The following is a 24,732-nucleotide window of genomic DNA, read 5'->3' as shown; positions in this document are numbered from 1 at the left end:
GTGCACCCCCACCGCCCCGGCCCGGTGCGGCGACGCCCGGTGCACGGGCAGATTCGGACGGTGTGACCGCGGGCCACAGCGTCTCCTCGCTCGGCTCGCATCCGCGGCACGCGGCGTCCTCGTCGTACACGGGGTCGTCGGACTCGCCGCCGGCGAGGAGTGCTCGGAACAGAGGACACCGCTCGTCGAGCTCGTCGACCGTTCCCGTGTCGATGATGCGGCCCTCGTCGAGCACGGCGACGCGATCGGCGAGCGACAGCGTCGAGCGACGATGCGCGAGGATGACGGTCGTCCGGTCGCGCTGAGCGCGCAGTGCGTCGAAGATCTTCGCCTCGGTCGCGGCGTCGACGGCGGAGGTAGCGTCGTCCAGAACCAGGACGCGTGGATCGGTCAGCAGAGCCCTGGCGAGCGCGATGCGTTGGCGCTGACCGCCGGACAGCGTCAGGCCACGCTCGCCGACGGTGGAGTCGTAGCCCTCGGGCAGTTCGACGACGAAGTCGTGTGCCTCGGCGAGAACGGCTGCTCGCTCGATTTCTTCTGCCGACGCGTCGGGCCTGCCCAGCGCGATGTTCGCGGCGATGGTGTCGGAGAACAGGAAGGGCTCGTCGAACACGAGCCCGACGGCTCCGCGTAACTGCTCGGCGCTGATCTCGCCGACGTCGAACCTCTCGCCGTCGGACGTGAGCGCGACCGACCCGAATTCCGGGCTGTAGAAGCGAGGGAGAAGCAGAGACAGTGCCGTCTTGCCCGAACCCGCATGTCCGACGACGGCGACGCTCTCTCCCGGCGCGACTGTGAGATCCAGCTTCTGCAGGACGTCTCGCTGCGGATCGAATCCGAACGTCACACCGGCGAGGTCGATACCGAGGGGACCGTCGGGGAGGCGTCGGGGATGCGACGGCTCGGGTACGGACGGCTCGGTGTCCACGACCTCGTACACGCGCTCGACCGCCGCGCGCGACAGCTGGGCCATGACGACGACGGACGACAGCGTCCGGGTGATGGCCGACAGCGTCGCCACGTAGGTCGCGAACGCAAGGAACGTGCCGATCGTGATGTGGCCGTGCAGCGCGAGGTAGCCGCCGAGCGCGATGACGCCGACGAGTCCGAGCTGCGGGATCGCCGCCATCGACGGTGCGAACCGTGAGTTGATCTTCGCCGATCGCATTCGCTCGGCGAACAGCGTGCGGCCCAGACTCTCGAGACGGTCGACGGACCGAGATTCCTGGCCGAACCCCTTCACGACGCGCACACCGGTGACCGTCTCCTCGACGTGCTGCGCGAGATCGGCGGCTCGCTGTTGCGCGGACCAGGTGGCCGCGAACAGAGTGGGCCGGATTCGGTACACGACGAAGGCCACTCCGGGCACGATCAGCAGCGCGACGACCGTCAGCAGCGGCGACAGATACGTCATGACTCCCAGCGCGAGGAAGAACTGCAGCAGCGCACCCGCGGACAGCGGCACCATCGCGAGCAGGCCCTGCACGAGTTGCAGGTCGGTGATGGACCGGGAGACGACCTGACCGGTGCGAATGTCGTCCTGGCCACGGCCGTCCAGTCGTTGCAGCGATGCGAGAAGGCCCAGCCTCAGGTCGTGTTGGACGTCGATCGACAGTCGGCCGGCGAGGAACCGGCGTCCGAACTGACAACCGAATCGAACGACGCCGAGTGCAGCGATGGCCGCGGCGACCACGACGATCGTGCTGTTGTCGCCTGCGGCCGCGTCGTCGACCGCGACCCGTGTCAGCAGGGGGAACGAGATGTCGATGGCAGCGGCGATCATCGTGACCGCCAGGGCGCCGATCGCGGTTTTCCGGTGCAGCCAGCACTGCGCACCGAGCCGGCGAATCCAGCCGATCGGTCTGTCTGCAGCGCGTAGGTCGTTACCGTTCCTTGGCATCGCTCTCAAAGGTAGACCGAGCCACCGACAGCGCTACTGGACGATGTCGCGCTGCCGAGTGCGCCACCACCCCGCGGCAGCGAGTCCGATCGCCCACAGAGCCAGCACGACGGGCGCCCACGGCCACGACATCAGGAACGGAGCGTCGTCGGTATCGCCCACGGTGACCGTCGCGAGCGACGATGCCGCGGGGGTCAGCACCGAGCCGTTCGGGATCCCGAGTCCGGCAAGTATCGAGACCAGCATCGTCTCGCCCATCGGGAACCATGCGACGACGACGATTGCGGACCACGTCGGTGAACCGAACAGCAATCCGAGGCCGATGCCGATGACCGCCCACGCGACGACGGCGAACAACCCGGCGACGACGACACCGATCACGTGCGCGGTCAAGGTGAAGGTGGTGGGGGAGAAGAGCAGCAGGCAGACGATGCTTCCGATCTCGACCGCGAGCCCGTATCCGAGAGCGAACAACGCGGTGACGAGGATCTTCGTGAGTATCACCCGGTCGCGTCCGCGGGAGGTGAGGAACGACGTCGTGATCGTGTCGTGCCGGAACTCGGTGCCGCCGTTGACCGCGGCGAAGACGGCCGCGAACACCATTGCGACGCCGAGCGCCGCGTACAGGCCGAAGATCGCGAAACCGCCCTCGATGTCGAGGTCGCTCACGCTTTCGGAGATCGCCGACGAGATGGCGCTGGCGAAGATGCCCACGACGATCGGCGGCAGAGCCAACAGCCACCAGAACTTCAGCGTGGTGACCTTGCGGAGTTCCGCGGTCAGCAGTGTCATGAACGGCCTCCGTTCCAGGGTGACGACGCGTGGTTCGGTGGAGGTCCGTAGCCGGGTCCGTGATGCGGTGCCGGGAAGCCCCGCTGCATCGGTCCGACCGGCGCGCTCGCGTACTGACCTGCGGTCATCGACAGGAACACGTGCTCGAGATCGACGTGCTCGTACACGGTGCCGAACACCGTCAGGCCGGCGTCGGCGGCGATTCGGACGATCGTGTCGGTGTCGCTGCCTGCGACGCCGAGCCTGCCGTCGGGAAGCAGTTGTGCGTTGGTGACTCCGTTCGACGCGAGTGCCAACGCCAGCGCGGCAGGGTCGGAGACGGCGACGAGTGTTCGGCTCGGCCGCGACGCGCGCAGTTGCTCGACGGTGCCCTGATACATGAGCGATCCGGCGCTGACGATGACCAGATGGTCGACCGTCGCTTCGACCTCACGCAGCAGATGCGACGAGATCAGAACGGTACGGCCACCGGCCGCGTAGGACTTCAGGAAGTCGCGAAGCCACGCGATACCTTCTGGATCGAGGCCGTTGGCGGGCTCGTCGAGAACGAGAATCTCCGGGTCACCGAGCAGCGCGGTGGCCAATGCCAGCCGTTGTCGCATGCCGAGCGAGAAGCCGCCGACCTGGCGGTCACCGACGTCGGACAGCCCGACGAGGCCCAGCATCTCGTCGGCTCGCGCGTCCGGAACACCGACGGCCGAACAGTAGATGCGCAGATGTCCGCGTGCCGTTCGCTTGGGATGCAGGCTGCGCGAATCGAGAACGGCGCCCACTGCTCGCGCCGGGTGCGTCAGTTCGGAGAACGGAACGCCCGCCACGTACGACGCACCTGCGGTGGGCCGTACGAGACCGAGCAGCATGCGCAGGGTCGTCGTCTTGCCCGAACCGTTGGGCCCGAGGAACCCGGTGATCGATCGGCGCGGCACGGAGAAGCTGAGGTCCGACACCGCGCGGACCGCCCCGAAGAACTTGGTCAGACCCTGCGCTTCGAGCGCACTGACAGCGAAGCCGTACGTCATGCGTCAAGACAGTACGGCTTCGGTACGACGGATGGGTGTCAGCCCAGGAACGCCGCCGCTACCTCGCGGTAGGTGACCGCCGGGTCCGCGTGGTCCGGCAGCGCGTGCACGGTGACGTGCGATGCGCCTGCGTCGATGTGCTCGTGCAGACGTCGGGCAATGGACGCGGCGTCGCCGTGCGCGACGAGTGCGTCGATCAGTCGATCACTTCCACCGTCACCGATTTCCTCGTCCGTGTACCCGAGGCGCTTCAGGTTGTTGACGTAGTTCCGCAGCTGCAGGTACGGGTTGTTCACCGGCGGCCGACCGATCTCGCGGCCCTTCACCGGGTCCGTCTCCAGGACGACTTTGTGTTCCGGTGCCAGCACCTTGTCCGGTCCGAGGATCGCGCGTGCCTCGGCGGTGTGTTCGGGTGGCGTCAGATAGGGGTGTGCGCCCGCGGCCCGGTCGGCGGACAGCTTCAGCACCTTCGGTCCGAGCGCTGCGAGAACGCGTCGGCTCTCCGGGACGCCGCCCTCGTCGAGCGTGTCGAGGTACGCCACGAGAGCGTCGTACGGCTTCGTGTACTCCTGCGTTGCCTCGGGATGTCCCGCGCCGATGCCGAGCAGGAACCGTCCGGGGTGCTTCTTCTCGATGCGCTGATACGACTCGGCCACCTCGGCTGCGTCGGCCGACCAGATGTTGACGATGCCGGTCGCGACGACGATGGACTCGGTCGCGTCGAGCACCTCTTCGGCCGACTCGAGATCGGCGGGAGGCGAGCCCCCGAGCCAGATCGTGCCGTAACCGTTGCTTTCGATCTGCTTGGCGAGCTCAGGCGGTATCCCCGAGAAGTGCCTCCAGATGCCGAGCCTGCCGAGTGCGGGTGTGTCGGTGATCGTCATGTTCCCTCCAACGTTCGCTTCGGGTCGAAACATTTCAGTCGGGCTCGATGATGCGGCTTTCCGGCCAGGCGGCAGGCGGGGGACCGAACGCGTCCCGAGCATTGCGAATGACGCCCTTGCCGATCGCACGATTGCCTGCGCCGCCGATGACCGCCCCTATTCCGGCGGGAAGCAGCTTGCCGAACAGCAGGGCACTCCGTTTCGCGAGGTACTTCGAGACGAACTTCTTCACGAGCGACCGGTTCATGTTCGCCATCGCGCCACCCGGAATGCGAGACGTGACGAGAGTTCCCCAGTTCTTCGCCGATGTGCCGACGGTCTTCTGCACGATCTGCATTCCGGATTCGCCCAGCGCGACCGCGAGCACGAGGGCGCGTCGTTGCTGGTGGTCGTGGACGGGAATGCCGTGCACCGACGCGACCGACAGGGTGAGCAGCGCCGACGACTCGATGAAGAACGCCGTCTCCGCACCGACCGCCGTCAGCGATGCGATCGTGCCGATCGCCGGAACTGCCGCCGCGCCGCCGACGGCACTGCCGCTGCCGGTCACCGCGAGCAGGAAACGGTTCTCGAGGCGTTCGATCAGCTGCGCGGGGGTGTCGTTCGGGTGTTGACGACGCATGTGCGCCACGTACTTCTCGACGGCCGGTCCCTGGAGGCGGCTGGCGTTGTCGAGGATGCCGACGAGGGCCTTCTCGACGCGTCCGCCCTCCTTGATGACGTCGACCTGGTCGTTCTTCTTGCTCGCCACGTCCCGCTCCGATCGATCCCTTCGGTGCCGGTTGTCGGCACCGAAGCGCTGGTACCCGTTCGGTGTCGGTTCTACCCTGAACGCATGAATGCCGTGTCCGACGGCGCGCGTCGAGCAGCGAGCGCGAGGTTGCGTCCGTACGTGCGCGCCTACGACGGCTATCGCTTGTCCGGATACGAGCCCGGGCAGCACATCGGTATGCCGAGCCCGTATCTGACGGTGATCGTGTCGATCGGGGACAAGCTGCAGATCGCGGACTCCCCACGACAGGGTGCCTGCTCGTTCGAAACGCTGGCCAGTGGCATCTCCGCGGAGCCCGTGACGATCGCGCACGACGGCAATCAGCACGGTATCCAGCTGTCCTTGACCCCGTCGGGTGCGCGATCGCTGTTCGGCGTTCCGACTGCTGCGCTCGGCGACTGGATGGTCGACCTGTCCGACGTTCTCGGCCGAGACGCCGACGAGTTGCTCGATCGGGTCAGCGACGCCTTCGATTGGATGGACAGGTTCGACGTCGTCGACGAGATCCTGGGTCGGTCGCCGACCGAGCAGCAGATCGATCCGACGCTGCGCGAGGCCTGGCGGCAACTGGTCGACGCCGGTGGCGCGGCGCGCGTCGGCGAGGTCGCGTCGAACATCGGATGGAGCCGCCGACACCTGGTCGGTAGGTTCGCCGCGGAGTTCGGGATCTCGCCCAAGGATGCGGCGAGAATCGCACGCTTCCACCGCTCGCACCGCCTGATGAAACGACCCGCCGTGCCTCGTCTGTCCGACATCGCGGCCTCATGCGGCTACTACGACCAGGCACACATGGCCCGCGAATGGCGCGATCTCGCGGGCGTCTCGCCGTCGCAGTGGCGTCGGGACGAGAAGTTCTCATTCGTCCAAGACGAGGACGAGTGACCGGGGGAAGGATCGCAGTCATGACACAGGAAACAGGTACCGCAACCGCAATCTGGCCGTGCTTCGCCTACGCCGACGCGCGTGCCGCAATCCGCTTCCTCGTCGACGTGTTCGGCTTCACCGAGGCGGCCGTGTACGGCGACGGTGACGTCGTCGAGCATGCCGAGCTCAGGTGGCCGGAAGGCGGCGGCGTCATGCTCGGAAGCGCACGCGACGACTCTCCGCTCGATCCGGGCGTCGGGAACGTCTACGTCGTCACGGCCGACCCCGACGCCGTACTCGAACGGGTCACCCGAGCCGGTGCCCGGGTGACCCGTCCGATGAAAGACGAGGATTACGGCAGCCGCGGATTCACGTGCCGTGATCCCGAGGGCATCACGTGGAGCTTCGGCACCTACGCCGGCACCCAGTGATCCGCCGGGACCTGCTCCTCCTTGCTTGGCGGATGCGGCGCGGTGCCGTCGCCGAACGGGCGTCCGCCGAGTGATTCGCGGCCGTGGGGCTCGAGCCATCCGTGCAGCTCGGGCCCCTTCGGTACGACGCCGGTCGGGTTGATGTCGCTGTGCACGACGTAGTAGTGCCGCTTGATGTGGTCGAAGTCGACGGTGTCACCGAAACCCGGGGTCTGGAACAGGTCGCGGGCGTAGTTCCACAGCGTCGGGATCTCGCTGAGCTTGCTGCGATTGCACTTGAAGTGACCGTGGTAGACGGCGTCGAAACGCACGAGTGTCGTGAACAGGCGTACGTCTGCTTCGGTGATCGTGTCGCCGACGAGGTATCGCTGGTCGCTGAGGCGGCCTGCGAGCCAGTCCAAGGCGTCGAACAGGCGGTCGTATGCCTTGTCGTACGCCTCCTGCGATCCGGCGAAGCCGCACCGGTATACACCGTTGTTGACCTCGGTGAACACGCGCTGGGCCACGTCGTCGATCTCGCTGCGCAGCGCCTCGGGGTACAGGTCGGGTGCACCGTCGCGGTGGTACTGCGTCCATTCGGTGGAGAAGTCCAACGTGATCTGCGGGTAATTGTTCGTGACGACCTGGCCGGTCGAGATCTCGACGATCGCGGGCACCGTGATGCCACGCGGGTAATCGGGGAAACGGGCGAAGTAGGCGTCCTGCAGTCGCGGAATCTTCAGGACCGAGTCGACGCCACCCGGTTCCTCGTCGAAGTTCCAGCTGCGTTGGTCGTGCGTCGGGCCAGGGATGGCCAGGGAGATGGCGTCCTCGAGCCCGAGCAGGCGACGCACGATGATGGATCGATGCGCCCACGGGCACGCCCGTGCCGCGACGAGGCGGTAGCGGCCCGCTTCGACGGGGTACCCGTCGCGGCCGTCCGCGGTGATGCGGGTTTCGATGTAGTTGGTGTCGCGTACGAATTCCTTGCCGTTCTCGACGTAGCTCATGAATTCAACGTACGTCGACCGAGACGAGCACGCCCCACTCTTCGTACCCGAGCCTCGCGCCGAGGCGACGGGCCGTCGTGTTCTCCACGTCGCATCGCCATTGCGGAATCATGCCCTCGTCGAACGCGTCGTTCGTCGCAAGACGAGCCACCACCTGAGCGTTGCCGCGTCGGCGCGCCGTCGGTGCCGTCAACACGCCGACGTCCGCGAGTACGCCCTCCCATTCGAGATACGCGGCCGCAGCGAGTGGCGCGGCGGATTCTGCGGGCCTGTCGTCGTCGAGCAGAGTGAACCAGGATCGCTTGCGGGTCAGATCGGCGGCGATGACGTCGTCGGGTGCGCATCGGCCTTCGAGGTCGAGCACGTGGCCGAGGTCGTGGGAGATCAGCGGGTCGTGTCGATCCAGCTCGGTACCGATGTCGCCCGCGAACGACAGCACGACCGGCCCGTGCGTCCGGCCGGGTGCCTCGCACGACGACGCCAGGGTGCCGCGTCGGGCAAGCTCGTCGTCCGACCTGTCGGACGCCTCGGAGACAGCTGCTTCCGGCCCGACCAGGGCAGTGGCGTCGCCGAGACGAAGAAATGTGACCGACGTCGCCTCCGGGACGACGAGGGTGTGACGGCGTCCGTCACGCAGCGCAGAGTCGGCGAGCCCCAGGTGTCTGGACCATGCAAGGCGGATGATGTCGTGATGATGCGAATCCACCGGGTCCACGCTATCTCGAAGTTTTTTCGCCCCCGACGTTTCGCATGACTCAGAACAATGGCATGATCACGGATGAGATTGGAGCTTCGACGTGAAGGTCCAGCTCGCTACAGAAGGTTTACGGTATGACGCAGGGCAGTGTTAAGTGGTTCAACGGCGAAAAGGGCTTCGGCTTCATCGAGCAGGACGGTGGCGGACCTGACGTGTTCGTTCACTACTCCGAGATCCAGGGAACTGGCTTCAAGACGCTCGACGAGGGTCAGCGCGTGGAGTTCGAGGTCGGCCAGGGTCAGAAGGGCCCCCAGGCAACGGGCGTTCGCGCTATCTGATCCCCTTTCAGGGATCGCCAAACCCGGATTTTGCTGACGGCTCTACGCTGTCCCACTACCGGTGACGAGAGGCCGGACACACGGAGAGAGATCTCCGAGTGTCCGGCCTCTCGTTCGTTAGACGGCGTCGCCGCACGTGCGCGCGAATGTATAGAGGGCTATACATTCGCGCGCACGTGCGCCGAAGGCGCCTACTCGCCGATCCACTCCGCGAGAAGGTGATGAATGTGTCTGATCTTCAATTCCTGGTACCGGGCGAGGGGGATGGTCTTCGCCTGCGTCGTCTTCAGCCCTCGCTGAACCTTCGGCATGTTGTAGGCATCCTGGTCGAACACCCGGGCCGAACTTCCAAGAATCGTTGCCTCCAACCATGATTGGTCGGGGTCGAGCCATTGGGTCTTGGCCGGCTTCGGCCGTTCACCCTTGAACGGCCCGAGGAGGTAAACGTCCATGATCGACGTTTCGTGATCGTCGCCGTTGGGCCGAAACCGGTACACGATTCGTTGGTAGGCGCCCCACGGATGAAAGTTCGGGAACACCGTGTAGTAGATGCTGTCGAGTGACTCGGCGTCGGACATGTTGTCCGCCTTGACATCTCCGATGACGTCGCGCAGTCCTTCGCGGGCCAGCATGCCCGACATCTCGCGAGCGGTCACGCCGTCCGGAAGCGTCACCATGGGATCTTCGTCGATACGGGCGTCGACCATCGAGTCGAACATTTCCTGCTCGGTGGGGACGAAGTTGATGTGGGGGCTCGGGACTCCGTTGGCGGTGATGCCGCGGTTGAAGTTTCCCCAGCTGTCGTACTGGCTGTTGGAGTCCCCGGTCCCGACGACGCGTTGAGGATGCGTGGTGATCACGTGAAACGCTTCGGAGAACGCCTCCTGCGCGATTTTCCAGTTCGCCTGGATGACCTGAGCGACGTGGGCTTGGATGTACCGATCCTCGAGTGGCCACGCCTCGAAGTGCTTGCCGAGATCCCCTAGAAAGCTGTCGAGCGATTCGGATTCGGGGTCCATGTTGATGAACACGAAGCCGCCCCAGGTGCCGACCTTCACCTGCGGAAGGTCCATCTTCCCCTGATCGACCTGTGGAAAGTCCCAGGCGCACGTCATCGACTTCAGGGTCCCGTCGAAGTTCCACGCGAAACCGTGGAACGGACAACGTATTTCGTTACCTGCAGGTCCGGCCTCCTCGCGTAGCGTTCGTCCGCGGTGCAGGCAGGAGTTGTAGAACGCGCGGATGCTCATGTCCTTGCCGCGCACGATGAGGATGGACTTCTCGCAGATCTCGTAGACGAGTGTGTCGCCGGGCTCGGGAATCTCCTCCTCGCGGCACGCCATCTGCCACACCTTGTACCACACGCGGTCTCGTTCGAGCTCGTGATATCTGCGGCTGATGTAGCGCGAGACCGGTACGAAATTCTGGTCCTCGTAGAGGTCGTGGCTTTCTTCGCGCAGGATGGGCGGAACCGGGTGGGTGTCGGTGTCGAGAAGGCGTTGGTAGCCCATTCCGTTCTCGATGAATCCGTCGTCGGTCCCCGACGGCGGGCGATCCTCGATATCGGTCACAGCTTGCCTCCCTTGTCCAGCGCCGCGGCGCGGGCTTCCTCGGCGAGTTTGTCGGCTTGCATCTTCTCCAGTAGCTTCGCGGCTCCCATGAAGCGGCGGTTCTGGGTGATCGGAATAGGTTCTCGTGGACCGAGTCCCACCCAGCGCGCCAGTTCGGGATCGACGGCTTTCACCTCACCGTGCAGGTACCTGCCCTCGGGGTCGAACGTTCCGGTTCGTCCGTCGCGAGTGGTCACCAAGACGTTGAAATCGTCGTCGAATTCGTAGATCGCGTGGCTCATCGGATGCTTGATCTGTCGCATCGCGGTTCTCCTTGAAGCGGGGCTGAGGCCTTACTTAACGTCGAATGCACTTACTGTAACAGCGGCACGTGACCGCAGACACATATTTCTTGAATTGGACTACATAAAGCCCTGCGGTCGAGCGGCCCAGCGCACGGCACCTGCCACCAGGCGCCGGTACACCGGATCGCCGAGGGTGGCCGCCGAGTCTCCGGGCTGCAGGTAGACCAGACGGCTTCGACCGTTGGTTTTCGTCCACCCGCACAGCGACGAACCGGGCTCGTGATGCCACCCCTCGCGTTCACCACGCCTGCCGGCCATGGCGAGCGCGGTGGACCAGTGCACGGCGTCGGTCATCTCGGCGTCACTACGCAGCAGGGGCGTCACGTCGTCCTCGAACACCTGGCAGAGGTACGTCTCGTCGACGATGTCGAAGGTCGGGGGGATTCCCTCGACGACCGGGTGCGACGCATCCGCAACCGAAATTCGTTGGGGTACGTCGAGTCGGTAGCCGGAATCGGGTTCGTCGATTCCGCGAACGACGCCCGGTCGATAGAGATATTTGCCCCCCACGAATTCCGACCACCCCTCCCAGGTCGCCCACGACGCGATGGCGTGGTGCAGGACCACGTATCCCAGTCCCGTCGTCGGTGCCGACGCGATCGCGTCGCGTAACGCAGCGGGGGGATCGGACGGTTCGGGCAGCGTCCCCGGCATGTCGTAGTGGAGGCAGACGTCGAAAGTCGTCAGCTCGGTGGGCCCGAGGGCGACGTCGGCATGTTCGAACCAGGTGACGTCACCGGGCAGAGACTCCAGCAGGGCAGCGAAGGCGTCGCGGTCGAACGAATGGCCTCCGGTGAATGCGGCGATGCGCATGGACACACTCCAGAACTCGACAGAACAACTGTGGTTGCAGTCAAGTTACTCGAATGCGCCGACGTGAGCGGCTGTTTCAGCGACCCACGATCATCTTCGAACACACGTCGTTGATCGCGGCGCGCAGACGCGGTGTGGAGATGTTCGACAGTGGCCCGCCCTCGATGCGCAGAGGCTGAATGGCGATCGTGGTTCCGATCATCGTCCGAACTCGCAACGATCGCGCGGCCTGCTGGGCGGCCGCTGCCCGCTTGTTCGACGGGATCTCGACGGCGGGGAAGTAGTCGAACGCCCGTCGGATATGGCGCTCCATGTACTCCTTGGTCAGCAGGCGTGTCCCGGGAGTGGCTCCGCCCGCGATCTGGAGAAACAGCATGCGCGACGCGTTCGGATGTTCCGCGGTCCAGTCCCACACCGCATCGATGACGGCACGGAACGAGTCCGCGTCGGCGTCCACGTCGTCGGGCCTGGTGTTCTGTGCGGCGGCCGAGCTCGCGTCCATCGCGTAGCCGAGAGCGCTCTCGAACAGTTCTTCCTTGCTCGAGAAGTGGTAGTAGACCGCGGTCGCCACCATGCCTGCTGCTTCGGCGATCTCCTGGATCGACGCCTCGGCGAACCCTTTCGTCGAGAACACTCGAACGGCGGCCTGGACGATGAGATGCCGACGGGACGGCCGATGGGCGGAATTCTTGGTCGATGCAGCAGGCGCGGGGTCGGCAGGCATCGGTTCGTCGCCGAATTCGTCGTCGACCTGCGTCGCGAGATCCTCGTCGACAGCTTTCCGTCGCGCCACAGCGTGCTCCCGTTCTCGTCGGCCCCTCGGGTGGGTCCATCCTCACACACCACGTCCACGGGTCGGGCGACCTGTTCGCGACGAGAAGCGGGTCGCCCACCGCCGGGCCGACACCCTGCCTGTCATGATCTAGGTCATGACAGGCAAGAAGGGGACGGCGAGGAGCACCGGTAAGGCCTCGGAGGACGGGAGCGTCAAACGTGCCGCCCACCGGCCGTCGCGTCGCGAGATGGTGATCGACGCTGCCATGCATCTGTATTCGGTGCGGTCCATCGAGGACGTGACGGTGGCCGACATCGCTGCCGAGGCACAGATGACCTCCGCCGCTGTCTACTACCACTACCCGTCGAAGGACGACGTCCTTCTCGGTGGGCTTCGCCTGTATTCGGAGGGTCTGCTCGACGAATTACGCCGTCGGATCGACAGCGACGACTCGGCTTCTCTGGGCGACGTCATCGTCGGGCTGCTCGAATGGACGGATCAACATCGCCCGGCGTCGCTCGTGTACTTCGTGCACTCACCCGGGTGGAGCTTGTCCATCGAGTCTCTTCGTCGGAGTGTTCGTTTGGCTGTGCTGAATTTGTTCATGGCGGAACTGCGCACTCGGCACGGAATCACGGTTCGGGCGAAACAGGCTGCAGCCGCGACCGCGTTGTCGAGTCTGTTGGAAGTGTCGATGTCGTCCTGGCTCACCGAGGACGCGGTACTGGCCAACCTCGGGCGCAGACGTTTCTCGGACGAGGTGCGCGACGTGGCGGCCGACATCGCGAGCCTGTGACGGGGCCGGCACAGAAAATTTCTCCCAAGTATCTTTAGACCGACGATAGTTTGTGGTTGACTCGGACCATGCTCAGTCAGCCGCGCGCTCGGTCCATCGACCTCGACAACCCGTTCGCCCCGTTGAACGGTCTGTGCGAGCTGGTGCTCGTGCGTCACGGCGAGCAGAAGTTGAGCAAGGATCTCAGCGCAGGCGAGACCGTCGACCCGCCGCTGTCCGAGCTCGGTGAGCGTCAGGTCGACGCCGTGGCCGAGCGATTGGCTGCAGCCCGTGTGGACGCCGTCTACAGTTCACCGTTGAGTCGTGCACTGCGCACCGGAACCGCGATTGCGGAACGTCACGGGCTGACCCCGGTCGTCCGCCCCGAACTCGTGGAATACGAAGCGTGGCAGAGATTTCCGGCCGACCGATCCCCGTTCGAGGTCCTGCCGCACGACGAGATCGCCGCGATATTCCGTGACCACATTCGAACGCGGCGGTACGAGGTCTTCCCGTACGCCGAGGACGCCCAGGCATTCCGAGAGCGTGTACTCGGCGTCGTGGAAACGATCGTGAACGATCACCTCGGTGAACGTGTCGTGGTGACGTGTCACGGAGGCGTCATCAACGCGGTGCTCGCCCACGCGCTCGGCAGCGGTCTCGACATGCCGGTGCGGGTCCACCACACGTCGTTGAGCGTCGTTCGCGGCGCCGACACTCGTCGCGCCGTCCAGTCGGTCAACGACTTCACGCACGTGCTCGACTTCCAGACCCATGTCGGAATCATGAATCAGTAACCGCCGCAACACCGCACACGAACTTTCGACACCGGCGCCCAGCGCCCACAGCAGCCAAGGAGTCATCACATGGATCTCGGTCTCGCCGGAAAACGAGCGCTCGTCAGCGGCGCGAGCCGTGGAATCGGCCTGTCGATCGCACGCACTTTGCTTGCCGAAGGTGCGTCGGTCGGAATCTGCGCGCGCGGAGAAGAACGCCTTTCCGACGTCGCCGCCGAATTGTCCGGGGCTGGAACGGTTTTCCACAAGGCGGTCGATGTCGGCGACGCCGCTGCCGTCGCGTCGTTCGTGGACGACGCCGCGGCAGCGCTGGGCGGAATCGACATCGTCGTCGTGAACGCCTCCGCTGCCACCGGCAAGGGCCCGCAGGCGTGGCTGAACAGCTTCAACGTCGACCTGATGAGTCTGGTCAACTTCATCGAGGCGGCGACGCCGCACCTCGAGACGAGCGACGCCGCGTCGGTGGTCACCATCAGTACCACGTCCGCTCTCGAAGCCGGGCCGATCACGACGGCCAACAGTTACGGTGCGCTCAAAGCAGCTGTGCTGCAGCACTCGTCGGCCCAGGCCCGAGCCCTCGGTCCGAAAGGAATCCGAGTCAACGCAGTGTCGCCCGGTCCGATCTTCTTCGAAGGCGGGGCGTGGGACACCATTCGGAGCAGCCGCCCGGCCTTGTACGAGGCTGCGCTCGCGTCCGCGTCTCTGGGCAAGCTCGGTGCCGCCGAGGACGTGGCGAACGCGGTGTCTTTCCTGGCATCGCCTGCAGCCGGGCACATCACCGGGACCAATCTGGTGGTCGACGGCGGGTTCACCAACCGCTTCGATTTCTGAGTTCGCGATGGGTGACGACGTGACCACCGCTGCGGACGTGGTGATTCTGGGCGGCGGATCGGGAGGGTACGCGTGTGCGCTTCGCGCCGCGCAGCTCGGAATGTCGGTCGTCCTGATCGAGGCGGGCAAGCTCGGGGGTACCTGCCTGCACAACGGATGTATTCCGACGAAAGCGCTGCTGCACGCCGCCGAGATCGCCGACTCCGTCAAGGAGGCAACGAGTTTCGGGATCAAGGCGACGCTGCACGGTGTCGACATGAGCGCGGTGAACGGCTACAAGGACGACGTGATCGCCGGCTTGTACCGCGGTCTGCAGGGCTTGATCGCGTCGCGGTCCATCGACGTCGTCGTCGGCCACGGGCGGGTCGTCGGCGAACGTACCGTCGAAGTGACGCACGACGGCGGCGGCACCAGCACCTACCGCGGCGACGCGCTCGTGCTCGCGACGGGCTCGCAGTCGAAGTCCTTGCCCGGCCTGGACATCGGTGGGTCGGTCGTGACGAGTGACGGCGCACTCCAGCTGGGCGACGTGCCCGACCGCGTCATCGTGCTCGGTGGTGGGGTCATCGGATGCGAATTCGCGAGTGTGTGGTCGTCGCTCGGTGCCGACGTGACGATCGTCGAGGCCGCCCCTCGCCTGCTGCCCACGGAAGACGTGTGGGTGTCGAAGCAGGTCGAACGAGCATTCCGCAAGCGTGGTCTGACGCTGCGCACCGGAAGTTCCTTCGCGAGTGCGGCACAGCGTTCGGGCGGCGGGGTCGATCTGGAGATGGCGGACGGAAGCCGTCTCGACGCCGACCTGCTGCTCGTCGCCGTCGGACGAGGTCCCCGCACCGACGGCATGGGTTTCGTCGAAGGTGGAATCGACCTCGATCGCGGGTTCGTGGTCACCGACGAGTGGCTGCAGACGTCCGTGCCCGGGGTCTTCGCCGTCGGAGACATCGTGGCCGGACCGCAGCTGGCCCATCGGGGATTCGCTCAGGGAATTCTCGTGGCCGAACAGCTGGCCGGGCTCGACTGTATGCCCGTGAACGACAGGGGTATTCCGCGGGTGACGTACTCGAACCCGGAAGTGGCTTCGGTCGGGCTGACCGAGGCCGAGGCGCGCGAGCAGTACTCGGACGTGTCGACTGTGGTGTACGACCTCGGTGGAAACGGTAAGAGCCGCATCCTGCGCACCTCCGGCGGTGTCAAGCTCGTTCGTGCGGGCGACGACGGACCGGTCGTCGGCATACACCTGGTCGGTGCTCGCGTCGGTGAGCTGATCGGAGAGGCGCAGCTCATCTACAACTGGGAAGCCACGGCAGGCGACGTCGCTCAGCACGTCCATGCACATCCCACGCAGGCAGAGGCGCTGGGTGAAGCGCACCTCGCCCTCGCGGGCAAGGCGTTGCACGCGCACGATTGAAGCCACAGGAGGAACGATGTCGGGACCGGCAGGTCGGATCGACGCGGTGTTGGTGTGCGGCGGGCAGTGGCACGACTTCGACTATGCGCGTGTGGAATTGCTGTCGGAACTGGCCCGGTACGAGAACGTGCGCACCAGGGTGTTCGAGGACTACGACTGCGCTGATGCCCTGGCTGCGGCAGATGTGCTGATCACGTATACCTGCAACCGAATTCCCGACGCGACGCAGCAGAAGACGCTCGCCGACTTCGTTTCTCGCGGAGGCCGTTGGTTGGCTCTGCACGGAACCAATTCGGCAATCGAACGAACTCCGGCCGGTTCGCCGAGCAAGTACGTCACACCTCGAACGCTCGGGGTACTTCCCGCCGTGTTGGGGAGCCAGTTCCTCGGGCATCCGCCGATCGCGCCGTACCGGGTCGAGATCACGGAACCGGAGCATCCGCTCGTGGCCGGTATCGGCCCGTTCGATGCCGTCGACGAGCTGTACGTCAGCGAGCTGCATCCGCCGATTCGTGTTCTCGCACATACACGATTCGTCGGGGAGTCCACGGGATTCGAGGAGGGGCACACCACGGTGGACGAGCCGCGGCCGGTGCTCTACACCAAGGATCACGGTAGGGGTACGGTCTGTTACTTCACGTTGGGACACTGCCGCGGGCGATTCGACGTGCAGGATCTGGGCATCGACGACCTGGGCCGAGTGGATCGGGGAAGTTGGGTCGTCCCGCAGTACCGAGAGATTCTCTCGCGATGCGTGGCGTGGGCCGTCTCCGGTGAGATGACGGCGCCACGACCCGCGTCGGCCGGACAGGTCAGATGATGTCGACCGTGTCCAGAATCTTCTCTACGTAGGATCTGTCGCCGTCGATCGACACGTGATTCCGCCACGAGCTTCTGGTGGTACCCCACAGAACGAAGTCCGTTGCGCGCGAGGTGATCACGGTGTCCGTTCGAGAAAGACCCGTCTCCACGGTCAGGAGTTCGGAACCGGGAACGAGTGTCCACTCGCCGCCTCCGGCGCCGGTCAACTTCACTCCGATCGGACGGTCGAGCACGGCCGATACCGGCGTACACATCTGAGGCAGGCCCGTCCACATCCACTCGACCGCGACGCGAACCAGATCGTCCTCCGGGTCGGGAATCGGACGCACCACCGGACCGTCGGGACCGAGTAGATCCACGTACATGTGGCACCACATGTCGAATGCGAAGGCGTCCGACAGCTGATGGGTGCGGTAGGTTCCCAGGTCGGTCAGCACCATGGGCTGCTCCGCGAGATCGTCTCGCTGCATCGCCCCGAGCACACCGACCGCACCGTCGAGATGGGCGAGGAACTCGTCCGCCACCTGCGTGTACGTCCAGTCACGCCGCGCGTCTACGAGTCGATTCTGCAATTCCTCGGCAGTGGTCGGCGGCGGTACCGCCGGGTCGGGTTCGGGCGGGTCGGTCAACGCCGCGAAGTTCGAACCGGTGTGGGCGACGAGGTCCTTGACGGACCAGCCGGCGCACCGACTTGGCGCCGACCACTCGTCGGGTGTGAGGCTGCGGACGACCACCGAATATCGTTCGGCGAGTTCGCGGCTGGCTTCCAGGCCGGATGTGCTCATCGAAATCCTTCCCGTTCGTCGGCGTCGTCGCTCAGTACGACGCCGTGCCGCCGTCGACCGAGAGGATCGCCCCGGTGATCCCCGCACCGGCGTCGGACGCGAGAAGCATCGCCATCGCCGCGACCTCTTCCACGGTGTTGGGACGTTTGATCGACGATTCCTCGGCGAACATCGCGACCATCTCGTCGAACGTCAAACCCATGGCTTTCGCCGTGTCCGGACCGTTGTTCTTGATGATGTCGGTGATGACGAGACCCGGACAGATCGAGTTGACGGTGATGCCTTCGGTGCCCACCTCGCGGGCGATCGACTTCGTCATGCCGTTGATCGCGTGCTTGGCTGCGACGTAGGCGGTGAACACGGGTTTGCCGTGCTTGCCCTCGACGGACGAGATGTTGATGATGCGTCCGTACTTGCGCGGCAGCATGTGTTGCAGCGCGCGACGCGTGGCCCAGAAGTTGGAGTTGAGGTTCCAGTTCATGACGAGCGTCCACTCCTCGTCGCTGAGTTGCGCTGTCGGCTGCAGATCTCGTGCACCGCCTGCGTTGTTCACGAGGACGTCGATGCGGCCGAAGGTGGCGACGGTCTGCTCGATGAAGTCCTCGACGTCCGCTTGGGACGTGACGTCGCCTGCGAAGAACGCGGCACGCTCGCCGACCCCGAAATCGGCGAGCGCTTTGTCGCCTTTCTCCTTCGAACGGCCGTTGAGTGACACCGTGGCTCCTTCTGCGAGGGCGGCGGCGGCGATTCCGCGACCGATGCCCTGGGTTCCGCCGGTGATGGCGACAACTTTGTCCTGCAATTTCATCGAAGGTCTCCCTCTGCGGATTCGGTCGGGGAATTCGGCAAGTAACTTGCTTCCGAGTGCAGTCTTACATGTAGAGTGTCGTGCATCACAGTCTTTTGTGAATTCGATGTCTAGAAACTGGTTTCACCGCATCCGGTGACGACAGAGACGAGAAGCGCAGTGGCCGAACAGCGTTGGTTGGTCGATACCGTTCCCAGCACGAGACTTCCGGTGTACACACGTCTCAATGCCAGTGACGTGTTGTCCGATCCCATCACGCCACTCGGGGCCGACCTCGGGTGGATCCAGAACATTCTGCCCGGGTGGAACTTCGGTTACGCCAGCCTCGGCAGCTATTCGCTGGCCGAGAAGCCCGACGTGGCCGCGTCGTCCGGGATCTTCTACGGACACCTGTACATCAACCTGTCGATGTCCCGGTTGGTGGGCATCCGCGGCGGACTCCCGGTCGAGCTCGTCGACCAGCTCTTCTACGGCGGGGATCCGAACATTCCCGCGTACGTCGGGCATCCGGACGACGAGAACGCCGACGCCACCGAGCGATTGACGGCACGCAACGCCTGGGTCCTGTCGACCGAGACGTTTCCCGAGTTGGAAGAAGACCGGGTGCTCGCAGATCGGCTTCGCGCCGAGCGGCCCGACCTCACGGCTCTGACGCCTGCAGCTCTCGTCGCGCGCGCACGATCGGTGATGCCGCTGGAGCGGGTGGCATGGCGCGGCGAGGTGATCGCGACCAACGGCGCTGCCGTCGGCCCGGCCGTTCTCGGTCAACTTCTCGGCGCCGACCGACAAGACCTGATCGTGTCGTTGGTCGGGGCGGCGGGCGATGTCGATTCGGCAGTGCCGTCGTACGCGTTGTGGGAACTGAGTCGGCTCGTCCGGAGCAACACCGAATTGATGGACGCCTTCGATGCCCGCACCGGGGGTGCCGACGCGTCCGTCTCGGGCATCGACAGCAAGTTCGACGCCACTCTCGAGCGTTTTCTGCTCGACTACGGCTATCGAGGTCCCAACGAATGGGACCTCGGCTCTCCGTCGTGGGAAACGCATCCCGAACTCGTCCTGGGCCTGGTCGACCGCCTGCGACTGCAGGACGATTCGGCGTCGCCGACGGTCCGCTCGTCGGATCACGCGTCGGACTCGGCGGAGGCGCTCGAGCTGGCACGCGCCGCGGTCACGGATGACGACGGGCGCGCGACGCTCATGACGGCGCTTGCGTCGGCGCGACGGTTCTCGGCGTGGCGTGAGCGCGCGAAGACCAACTGCATCAAGGTGCTTCACGAGGCGCGGGTTCCGCTGGTCGAGCTGGGGCGCCGTCTGTACGCGGACGGTGATCTGGAGTCGGCGGACCACGTCTTCATGGCCGTGGACGAGGAACTCGACGTTCTCGCCAGTGCGCCGCACTCGTTGAAGGCGACCCTGGCAGAGCGTCACCGCGAGTGGAAACAGCTGTTCGGGCTCGAGCTGCCGACGTTCCTCGACACTCGTGAACCGTTGCCTGCACTGTCGACGCTGGCCCGTCGGGGAGAGACGGCTGTGGAGCCCGTCGAGGTCGGAGACGTCCTGCAGGGGTCGGGTGCGTCGTCGGGCGTCGTCCGGGGCCGTACACGCGTGGTCACGTCGATGGCGGATCTCGGCGAGTTCCAGGTCGGGGAGGTTCTGGTCGCTCCGCAGACGGACCCCTCGTGGACGCCGTTGTTCATGGTGTCCGCAGGAGCGGTCACCGACGTCGGCGCCATGGGTTCTCACGCGATGATCGTCAGTCGCGAGCTCGGGATCCCCTGTGCGGCAGGTGTTCCGGGAGCCACGCGCCGCATTCCCGACGGTGCGCTGGTCGAGATCGACGGATCGAGGGGCACCGTGACGATCGTGGAGCTGCCATGACCACGGGTGTCGCGAGCACGACCCGCGCCGTATTCCTGAGCGAACGGCCGACGCCGAACCGCCCTCGGCCCGAGCACTTCGAAGTTCGAGAGCTGGCATTGCCCCGGCCCGGCCCGGGACAGGTTCTGGTCCGCAACGTGTTCATGAGCGTGGATCCGTCGATGCGGGGCAGGCTGGGTACGTCGGCGATGCACTACACCAGTAACTTCGTCGTCGATGCACCGCTCGACGGATCGGCACTCGGCGTGGTCGTCGAGGGCACCGACGAGGTCCCGGCCGGCTCGTACGTGCGACACCGACTCGGGTGGAGAGAACACGCTGTCGTCGACCTCGCGGGCGCCACGGTGATCGACCCGCGCGGAATCGAGCTCCATCACTGGCTCGGCATTCTCGGGCAGACGGGTTTCACCGCATACTGCGGACTCGTTCGAGCGGGCGAAATGCACGACGGTGACACCGTTTTCGTGTCTGCTGCGGCCGGCGCGGTCGGCAGCGCTGCTGGACAGTTCGCCAGGTTGCTCGGTGCGTCGAACGTCATCGGTAGCGCTGGGGGACCGGACAAGGCAGCGATGTTGACCGATCGCTTCGGCTTCGACGTGGGTATCGATTATCGAGACGGACCGATCGGGTCGGCTCTCCGCGCAGCTGCGCCGAAGGGTATCGACCTGTACTTCGACAACGTCGGCGGTGATCACCTGGTTGCCGCGTTGTCGTCGCTACGGCAGCGTGGACGGGTCGCACTGTGCGGCATGATCTCGAACGGTGGACCGGACAGTCCTCCCATCGATCATTTGATGAACGCGATCCTGAAGCGAATCACGATTCGCGGGTTCATCGTTCGCGATCACGAAGACCTTCGTGTGGAGTTCGAGAACCGTGTGACCGACTGGCTGTCGTCGGGCGCTCTCGTCGCGGAATCGACGGTGCACGACGGCCTGGACAACGCGGTCGACGCATTCCTGTCCATGCTGGAAGGCGGCAACGTCGGCAAGGCCCTCGTCCGGCTGTCGTGACGGCGGAGTCCGTCAGGCGTTCACCGTGCCACGCAAGTGTGCGGTGTCGTTGATCGACGCCACCACGACCACGCCCGAATCCAACTTCTGCACGCGGGCCACCGAGGTGTAGGCGGGGTTGTGCCAGAACGTCTTCGGCATGTCCAGAACGTCGGCTACCGCTGCATTGATCACTCCGCCGTGCGCAACCGCGACGACGCGTCCGGACGGGTAGCGGTCGAAGATCTGCTCGAGTCCTGACCGTGCCCTCGCCCTGAACTTCGGGAGATCGAGGCCAGGGACGTATGCCTCGAAATTGCCCGTCGTGACGGCAGTGAGGCGTGGGTCGTCGGACGCCATGTCCTCGACGGCCATGTAGTGCTCGGGATCGATGTCGTCGTCCCACTCCCGGAGGTCCTCCAGCACGAGGTCGACGCTGCGGCCCATGCCTGCGGCAAGTTCGTCTGCAGTCTCGCGGGCGCGCACCAACGGACTCGAGACCACGGCGTCGATCTGTTCGTGACGCAACCACGTGGCGAGTCGACGGGCATCGGCGATTCCCTCGGGCGCGAGCGACGGATTTCGTACTCGCGAGACGGGCTGGCCGTGCCGGACGAACAGTACTTCGATCATGGGTGCCTTTCGTGTGGCGGGCGTCAGCCTGCAATGGTGCGAGCGGTGCTCCAGAACGGTGCTCTCAGCGCTTTCTTGTCCAGCTTGCCCATGGCGTTGCGCGTCAGTTCGTCGACGACGACGTACTTCTTCGGGCATTTGTAGGACGCCATCGACCTCTTGGCGAACTGTGCGAGATCGTCGACATCCACGTCGCTGTCGGTGCAGGGAACTACGAGCGCCAGAAGCGCTTCGCCCAGGTCGTCGTCGGGGACCCCGATCACGGCGACCTCGGCGACGTCCGGATGGGTCGACAGCACGCGTTCGCTCTCCGCGGGATACAGGTTGACGCCGCCGGAGACGACCATGTCGGCGACACGGTCCGTGATGAACACGTATCCGTCGTGGTCCACGTAACCGACGTCGCCGAGTGTGGCGACGTTCGGGAGGATGTACGCCGCTGCGGTCTTCTCGGGATCCGCGTGATACTCGATGCGACGTTCGGGCGGCGTTCGGAACCCCAGGACTCCGACCTCGCCGCGGCCCAGTTCCGTGCCGTCGGATCCGACCACGACGGCGTCGAACGGCGGTATGGCCCTCCCCACCGAACGCGGATGTTCGAGCCATTCGGTCGAGTCGATTCTGCAGACGGTACCGATCTCGCTCCCGCCGTAGGACTCGATCAGAACGGGGCCGAACCAGTCGATCATCGACCGCTTCACGTCGGGTGGGCACGCAGATCCCGTGTGCGCCACGTACTTCAAGCTCGTCGTGTCGTACCGCGATCGCACGTCGTGGGGGAGGGCCAACAGCCGCTGAAAGTGGGTGGGAACCATCAGCGTCGACGTCACCGAGTGAGACTCGATGGCTGCCAGCGTGCGTTCGGCGTCGAACCGGCCCATGATCACCACGGGCCGACCGGACAGCAGGTGACGCACCGACGTCAACGGCCCGTTGTGTTGCAGCGGCCCGACGACGAGGTGCACGCCGTCGGGGTAGCCGGAACGCGCGGACACCGCGTCGGCGAACTCGCGGGCGGTGTCGACGGAGTGAGGCAACCATCGCACCTGGGTACCCCGTGCCCTACCGGTGGTGCCGGACGTGTAGACCAGCGGCGGCCGTGCCGGACGGGATTCGGGCGCCGCCGAAATGCGTCCGTCCGCCGGCCGAACGAAGTCGGCCCACGCCACGGTGCCGGGTACCGCAGTGTGACCGTGAACCACGACCGTCTTCGATCCGGACTCGTTCGCGGCGCCCGTCGCGGACTCCAGACCGACCGGGCCCGTCACGACGGCGACGCTCCCCGAATCGACCAACTGATCGGCCATCTCGTTCGACTTGAGCTGCCGTGACACAGCAACGGTCCCCACTCCTGCCCCGATGCACGCGACGTGCGTCAGCAGAGTCTCGATGGTGTTCTCGCCGACCACGGCGATGCGATCGTCCGGCCGTGGGGCGACGTCGACGAACCGCTCCGCAAGGGCGTCGAGGCTGGTCACGACCTCCGCCCACGTCATGGTGCGACGGTCGTCGACCAGGGCGAGACCGTTCGGGTCCTCGGTCGCGCGATCTCGTATGCGGTCGAGCATCTGCCGTCCTCCACAGGTAGGTCGTCGAAAGTGCGCGTGCTCGCGCTCATCGTGCGATTTACTGAACGTCAAGTCAAGTAAGAGGTGTGAGAAGAACCGAGCAACTAACTCGATAGTGATTCTACTTACACTGAGCTAGTCTGTCGGTGATACTGAACGTGGAATCAACAAACTCGCTCCGAGAGCCAGAATGAGGTGCACGTGGTGACCGCAACCGCGACCAACGCCGGCCACGAGGCCGTGGAGCCGGTCGGCTCCGACGATCCGACGCCGAGCAGAGAGGTGGTGCTGGACCTGCACAGGCGCATGGTCCGCATCCGACAGTTCGAGACCGAGGCGGGCCGGCTCATGGAGGGCGGCAAGCTCCCCGGCTTCCTTCACCTGTACGTCGGGCAGGAGGCCGTAGCGGCGGGCGCGATGAGCAATCTGCGCGACTCCGATCAGATTTCGTCGACGCACCGCGGGCACGGCCATGCCGTCGCCAAAGGTGCACAGTTCCGTCAGATGTTCGCGGAGTTGTTCGGACGCGTCGACGGGTACTGCAAGGGCCGCGGCGGATCGATGCACATCAACGACCTGTCGATCGGCATGCTCGGCGCCAACGGCATCGTCGGTGGCGGTATTCCGATCGCGGTCGGAGCCGCGTTCGCAGCGAAATACCGCGGCGAGGACTCCGTGGCGATTCCGTTCTTCGGCGACGGCGCCAGCAACATCGGCGCGTTCCACGAGGCCGCGAACATGGCGGGCATCCTGGAACTTCCGGTCGTGTTCGTCTGCGAGAACAACGGCTACGCCGAGTTCACCGCGCTGCGCGATCACATGAAGCTCGAGAACGTCGCAGACCGTGCGGCCGCGTACGGGTTTCCCAGCGAGATCTGTGACGGCATGGATGCGATCGCCGTCCGCGCCGCCGTCGGGCGCGCGGTCGAACGCGCTCGCGCCGGAGGCGGTCCGACGCTCGTCGAGGCCAAGACGTACCGGTACTACGACCACCAGGGAGTGAAAGGTCTGCGCAAGACCTATCGAACGCAGGAAGAGGTCGCGGCCTGGCGCGAGAAGGACGCGATCAAGCTGCTCGAGGCCCGCGCCGTGGCGGAAGGCATCGTGACCGAGGCCGAGTTCGCGACGGTCTGGGCCGAGGTCGATGCCGACATCGCCGAATCCGTTGCCTTCGCCGAGGCCAGTCCGTTCCCGGACGTGGCCGACTTCGCACTCAATGTCTACAGCGACTGACCCGAAAGAG

At 65.5% G+C, this 24,732-nt stretch carries 26 protein-coding genes; 11 read left to right on the top strand and 15 right to left on the bottom strand.

What is annotated here, in order from left to right:
* The 5 genes from RhoFasB10_RS20790 to RhoFasB10_RS20770 form a co-directional block, all read right to left on the bottom strand.
* On the bottom strand, window positions 1–1,900 hold a 1,900-nt coding region (locus RhoFasB10_RS20790), incomplete at its 3' end, for an ABC transporter ATP-binding protein (protein WP_167678346.1).
* 33 nt (window positions 1,901–1,933) lie between these two features.
* Entirely contained in the window at window positions 1,934–2,692 is a 759-nt protein-coding gene (locus RhoFasB10_RS20785) for an ABC transporter permease (protein WP_068428132.1), read from the bottom strand.
* Window positions 2,689–3,711, bottom strand: a complete 1,023-nt coding sequence (locus RhoFasB10_RS20780) for an ATP-binding cassette domain-containing protein (protein WP_167678344.1) — start codon at window positions 3,709–3,711, stop codon at window positions 2,689–2,691. Before RhoFasB10_RS20780 ends, RhoFasB10_RS20785 begins: the two co-directional genes overlap by 4 nt.
* A 38-nt stretch (window positions 3,712–3,749) precedes the next feature.
* The gene (locus tag RhoFasB10_RS20775; RefSeq protein ID WP_167678342.1) at window positions 3,750–4,595 is read right to left on the bottom strand and encodes an LLM class F420-dependent oxidoreductase; all 846 of its coding nucleotides are present in this window, start codon (window positions 4,593–4,595) and stop codon (window positions 3,750–3,752) included.
* A 34-nt stretch (window positions 4,596–4,629) separates the two neighbouring features.
* Window positions 4,630–5,346 carry a hypothetical protein gene (locus RhoFasB10_RS20770; protein ID WP_068428138.1) on the bottom strand — a complete coding sequence of 239 codons (717 nt, stop codon included), beginning with the start codon at window positions 5,344–5,346 and terminating at the stop codon, window positions 4,630–4,632.
* Window positions 5,347–5,430: 84 nt separating this feature from the next.
* Here RhoFasB10_RS20770 and RhoFasB10_RS20765 point away from each other — a divergent pair, with 84 nt between their 5' ends.
* Together RhoFasB10_RS20765 and RhoFasB10_RS20760 are read left to right on the top strand one after the other, a co-directional pair.
* Entirely contained in the window at window positions 5,431–6,249 is an 819-nt protein-coding gene (locus RhoFasB10_RS20765; RefSeq protein ID WP_206031162.1) for an AraC family transcriptional regulator, read from the top strand.
* Between the two features lie 20 nt (window positions 6,250–6,269).
* Window positions 6,270–6,662: a VOC family protein gene (locus RhoFasB10_RS20760; protein WP_167678340.1), complete on the top strand. Its 393-nt coding sequence runs from the start codon at window positions 6,270–6,272 to the stop codon at window positions 6,660–6,662.
* On the opposite strand, the gene RhoFasB10_RS20755 is transcribed toward RhoFasB10_RS20760, so the two are convergent.
* Both RhoFasB10_RS20755 and RhoFasB10_RS20750 read right to left on the bottom strand, forming a co-directional pair.
* On the bottom strand, window positions 6,644–7,651 hold the full coding sequence (locus RhoFasB10_RS20755; protein ID WP_167678338.1) for a glutathione S-transferase C-terminal domain-containing protein: 1,008 nt from the start codon (window positions 7,649–7,651) through the stop codon (window positions 6,644–6,646). The genes RhoFasB10_RS20760 and RhoFasB10_RS20755 overlap by 19 nt on opposite strands.
* 4 nt (window positions 7,652–7,655) lie before the next feature.
* Window positions 7,656–8,357 (bottom strand): GNAT family N-acetyltransferase, encoded by a 702-nt coding sequence (locus tag RhoFasB10_RS20750; RefSeq protein ID WP_167678336.1) that lies wholly within the window; start codon window positions 8,355–8,357, stop codon window positions 7,656–7,658.
* 125 nt (window positions 8,358–8,482) lie between these two features.
* On the opposite strand from RhoFasB10_RS20750, the gene RhoFasB10_RS20745 reads away from it, so the two are divergent.
* A complete protein-coding gene (locus tag RhoFasB10_RS20745) occupies window positions 8,483–8,686 on the top strand; it encodes a cold-shock protein (RefSeq protein ID WP_068428143.1) in 204 nt (67 codons plus the stop codon).
* A 191-nt stretch (window positions 8,687–8,877) separates the two neighbouring features.
* On the opposite strand, the gene RhoFasB10_RS20740 is transcribed toward RhoFasB10_RS20745, so the two are convergent.
* The 4 genes from RhoFasB10_RS20740 to RhoFasB10_RS20725 form a co-directional block, all read right to left on the bottom strand.
* The gene (locus RhoFasB10_RS20740) at window positions 8,878–10,257 is read right to left on the bottom strand and encodes an aromatic ring-hydroxylating dioxygenase subunit alpha (RefSeq protein ID WP_068428146.1); all 1,380 of its coding nucleotides are present in this window, start codon (window positions 10,255–10,257) and stop codon (window positions 8,878–8,880) included.
* Complete coding sequence (locus RhoFasB10_RS20735; protein ID WP_068428148.1) at window positions 10,254–10,559, bottom strand: hypothetical protein; 306 nt, start codon at window positions 10,557–10,559, stop codon at window positions 10,254–10,256. Before RhoFasB10_RS20735 ends, RhoFasB10_RS20740 begins: the two co-directional genes overlap by 4 nt.
* Before the next feature lie 99 nt (window positions 10,560–10,658).
* The gene (locus RhoFasB10_RS20730) at window positions 10,659–11,414 is read right to left on the bottom strand and encodes a ThuA domain-containing protein (protein WP_167678334.1); all 756 of its coding nucleotides are present in this window, start codon (window positions 11,412–11,414) and stop codon (window positions 10,659–10,661) included.
* A gap of 76 nt (window positions 11,415–11,490) precedes the next feature.
* A complete protein-coding gene (locus tag RhoFasB10_RS20725; protein WP_254303563.1) occupies window positions 11,491–12,207 on the bottom strand; it encodes a TetR/AcrR family transcriptional regulator in 717 nt (238 codons plus the stop codon).
* 136 nt (window positions 12,208–12,343) lie between these two features.
* Between RhoFasB10_RS20725 and RhoFasB10_RS20720 the strand changes: the two genes are divergently transcribed.
* From RhoFasB10_RS20720 to RhoFasB10_RS20700, 5 genes are all read left to right on the top strand, one after another.
* Entirely contained in the window at window positions 12,344–12,985 is a 642-nt protein-coding gene (locus tag RhoFasB10_RS20720; RefSeq protein ID WP_068428154.1) for a TetR/AcrR family transcriptional regulator, read from the top strand.
* Window positions 12,986–13,053: 68 nt separating this feature from the next.
* Window positions 13,054–13,761: a histidine phosphatase family protein gene (locus tag RhoFasB10_RS20715; protein WP_167678332.1), complete on the top strand. Its 708-nt coding sequence runs from the start codon at window positions 13,054–13,056 to the stop codon at window positions 13,759–13,761.
* A gap of 69 nt (window positions 13,762–13,830) precedes the next feature.
* Window positions 13,831–14,592 (top strand): SDR family oxidoreductase, encoded by a 762-nt coding sequence (locus RhoFasB10_RS20710; RefSeq protein WP_167678330.1) that lies wholly within the window; start codon window positions 13,831–13,833, stop codon window positions 14,590–14,592.
* Between the two features lie 7 nt (window positions 14,593–14,599).
* Window positions 14,600–16,000 carry a dihydrolipoyl dehydrogenase gene (lpdA, locus tag RhoFasB10_RS20705; protein ID WP_167678328.1) on the top strand — a complete coding sequence of 467 codons (1,401 nt, stop codon included), beginning with the start codon at window positions 14,600–14,602 and terminating at the stop codon, window positions 15,998–16,000.
* A 16-nt stretch (window positions 16,001–16,016) separates the two neighbouring features.
* Window positions 16,017–16,820 carry a ThuA domain-containing protein gene (locus tag RhoFasB10_RS20700; RefSeq protein ID WP_167678326.1) on the top strand — a complete coding sequence of 268 codons (804 nt, stop codon included), beginning with the start codon at window positions 16,017–16,019 and terminating at the stop codon, window positions 16,818–16,820.
* On the opposite strand, the gene RhoFasB10_RS20695 is transcribed toward RhoFasB10_RS20700, so the two are convergent.
* The gene (locus RhoFasB10_RS20695) at window positions 16,813–17,607 is read right to left on the bottom strand and encodes a maleylpyruvate isomerase family mycothiol-dependent enzyme (protein WP_167678324.1); all 795 of its coding nucleotides are present in this window, start codon (window positions 17,605–17,607) and stop codon (window positions 16,813–16,815) included. The two genes, RhoFasB10_RS20700 and RhoFasB10_RS20695, sit on opposite strands and share 8 nt — an antisense overlap.
* A gap of 31 nt (window positions 17,608–17,638) precedes the next feature.
* Window positions 17,639–18,415, bottom strand: a complete 777-nt coding sequence (locus RhoFasB10_RS20690; protein WP_068428168.1) for an SDR family NAD(P)-dependent oxidoreductase — start codon at window positions 18,413–18,415, stop codon at window positions 17,639–17,641.
* 210 nt (window positions 18,416–18,625) lie between these two features.
* Between RhoFasB10_RS20690 and RhoFasB10_RS20685 the strand changes: the two genes are divergently transcribed.
* Both RhoFasB10_RS20685 and RhoFasB10_RS20680 read left to right on the top strand, forming a co-directional pair.
* Window positions 18,626–20,296 (top strand): PEP-utilizing enzyme, encoded by a 1,671-nt coding sequence (locus RhoFasB10_RS20685; RefSeq protein WP_308115211.1) that lies wholly within the window; start codon window positions 18,626–18,628, stop codon window positions 20,294–20,296.
* The gene (locus RhoFasB10_RS20680; RefSeq protein ID WP_167678320.1) at window positions 20,293–21,309 is read left to right on the top strand and encodes an NADP-dependent oxidoreductase; all 1,017 of its coding nucleotides are present in this window, start codon (window positions 20,293–20,295) and stop codon (window positions 21,307–21,309) included. The genes RhoFasB10_RS20685 and RhoFasB10_RS20680 overlap by 4 nt, the downstream gene beginning before the upstream one ends.
* 12 nt (window positions 21,310–21,321) lie before the next feature.
* Here RhoFasB10_RS20680 and RhoFasB10_RS20675 read toward each other — a convergent pair whose 3' ends face one another.
* Window positions 21,322–21,921 carry a histidine phosphatase family protein gene (locus RhoFasB10_RS20675; RefSeq protein WP_068428172.1) on the bottom strand — a complete coding sequence of 200 codons (600 nt, stop codon included), beginning with the start codon at window positions 21,919–21,921 and terminating at the stop codon, window positions 21,322–21,324.
* A gap of 23 nt (window positions 21,922–21,944) precedes the next feature.
* On the bottom strand, window positions 21,945–23,489 hold the full coding sequence (locus tag RhoFasB10_RS20670; RefSeq protein WP_167678319.1) for an AMP-binding protein: 1,545 nt from the start codon (window positions 23,487–23,489) through the stop codon (window positions 21,945–21,947).
* Window positions 23,490–23,693: 204 nt separating this feature from the next.
* Here RhoFasB10_RS20670 and RhoFasB10_RS20665 point away from each other — a divergent pair, with 204 nt between their 5' ends.
* On the top strand, window positions 23,694–24,722 hold the full coding sequence (locus RhoFasB10_RS20665) for a thiamine pyrophosphate-dependent dehydrogenase E1 component subunit alpha (RefSeq protein ID WP_346764442.1): 1,029 nt from the start codon (window positions 23,694–23,696) through the stop codon (window positions 24,720–24,722).
* Window positions 24,723–24,732 lie beyond the last annotated feature (10 nt).

Origin of the sequence: Rhodococcus sp. B10 (assembly GCF_011770055.1) — a bacterium.
Taxonomy (GTDB): Bacteria; Actinomycetota; Actinomycetes; order Mycobacteriales; family Mycobacteriaceae; genus Rhodococcoides; species Rhodococcoides kyotonensis_B.
Note: the sequence above shows the minus strand (reverse complement) of the source record. Positions and strands in the feature narration are given on the sequence as shown.

What these genes read in the sequence shown, in the direction of transcription:
- RhoFasB10_RS20760 (WP_167678340.1), top strand. Translation starts at nt 6,270, where the DNA reads ATGACACAGGAAACAGGTACCGCAACCGCAATCTGGCCGTGCTTCGCC.
- RhoFasB10_RS20775 (WP_167678342.1), bottom strand. Translation starts at nt 4,595, where the DNA reads ATGACGATCACCGACACACCCGCACTCGGCAGGCTCGGCATCTGGAGG.
- RhoFasB10_RS20780 (WP_167678344.1), bottom strand. Translation starts at nt 3,711, where the DNA reads ATGACGTACGGCTTCGCTGTCAGTGCGCTCGAAGCGCAGGGTCTGACC.
- RhoFasB10_RS20670 (WP_167678319.1), bottom strand. Translation starts at nt 23,489, where the DNA reads ATGCTCGACCGCATACGAGATCGCGCGACCGAGGACCCGAACGGTCTC.
- RhoFasB10_RS20700 (WP_167678326.1), top strand. Translation starts at nt 16,017, where the DNA reads ATGTCGGGACCGGCAGGTCGGATCGACGCGGTGTTGGTGTGCGGCGGG.
- RhoFasB10_RS20735 (WP_068428148.1), bottom strand. Translation starts at nt 10,559, where the DNA reads ATGCGACAGATCAAGCATCCGATGAGCCACGCGATCTACGAATTCGAC.
- RhoFasB10_RS20755 (WP_167678338.1), bottom strand. Translation starts at nt 7,651, where the DNA reads ATGAGCTACGTCGAGAACGGCAAGGAATTCGTACGCGACACCAACTAC.
- RhoFasB10_RS20715 (WP_167678332.1), top strand. Translation starts at nt 13,054, where the DNA reads ATGCTCAGTCAGCCGCGCGCTCGGTCCATCGACCTCGACAACCCGTTC.
- RhoFasB10_RS20710 (WP_167678330.1), top strand. Translation starts at nt 13,831, where the DNA reads ATGGATCTCGGTCTCGCCGGAAAACGAGCGCTCGTCAGCGGCGCGAGC.
- RhoFasB10_RS20745 (WP_068428143.1), top strand. Translation starts at nt 8,483, where the DNA reads ATGACGCAGGGCAGTGTTAAGTGGTTCAACGGCGAAAAGGGCTTCGGC.
- RhoFasB10_RS20730 (WP_167678334.1), bottom strand. Translation starts at nt 11,414, where the DNA reads ATGCGCATCGCCGCATTCACCGGAGGCCATTCGTTCGACCGCGACGCC.
- RhoFasB10_RS20785 (WP_068428132.1), bottom strand. Translation starts at nt 2,692, where the DNA reads ATGACACTGCTGACCGCGGAACTCCGCAAGGTCACCACGCTGAAGTTC.
- RhoFasB10_RS20765 (WP_206031162.1), top strand. Translation starts at nt 5,431, where the DNA reads ATGAATGCCGTGTCCGACGGCGCGCGTCGAGCAGCGAGCGCGAGGTTG.
- RhoFasB10_RS20695 (WP_167678324.1), bottom strand. Translation starts at nt 17,607, where the DNA reads ATGAGCACATCCGGCCTGGAAGCCAGCCGCGAACTCGCCGAACGATAT.
- RhoFasB10_RS20675 (WP_068428172.1), bottom strand. Translation starts at nt 21,921, where the DNA reads ATGATCGAAGTACTGTTCGTCCGGCACGGCCAGCCCGTCTCGCGAGTA.
- RhoFasB10_RS20680 (WP_167678320.1), top strand. Translation starts at nt 20,293, where the DNA reads ATGACCACGGGTGTCGCGAGCACGACCCGCGCCGTATTCCTGAGCGAA.
- lpdA (WP_167678328.1), top strand. Translation starts at nt 14,600, where the DNA reads ATGGGTGACGACGTGACCACCGCTGCGGACGTGGTGATTCTGGGCGGC.
- RhoFasB10_RS20690 (WP_068428168.1), bottom strand. Translation starts at nt 18,415, where the DNA reads ATGAAATTGCAGGACAAAGTTGTCGCCATCACCGGCGGAACCCAGGGC.
- RhoFasB10_RS20720 (WP_068428154.1), top strand. Translation starts at nt 12,344, where the DNA reads ATGACAGGCAAGAAGGGGACGGCGAGGAGCACCGGTAAGGCCTCGGAG.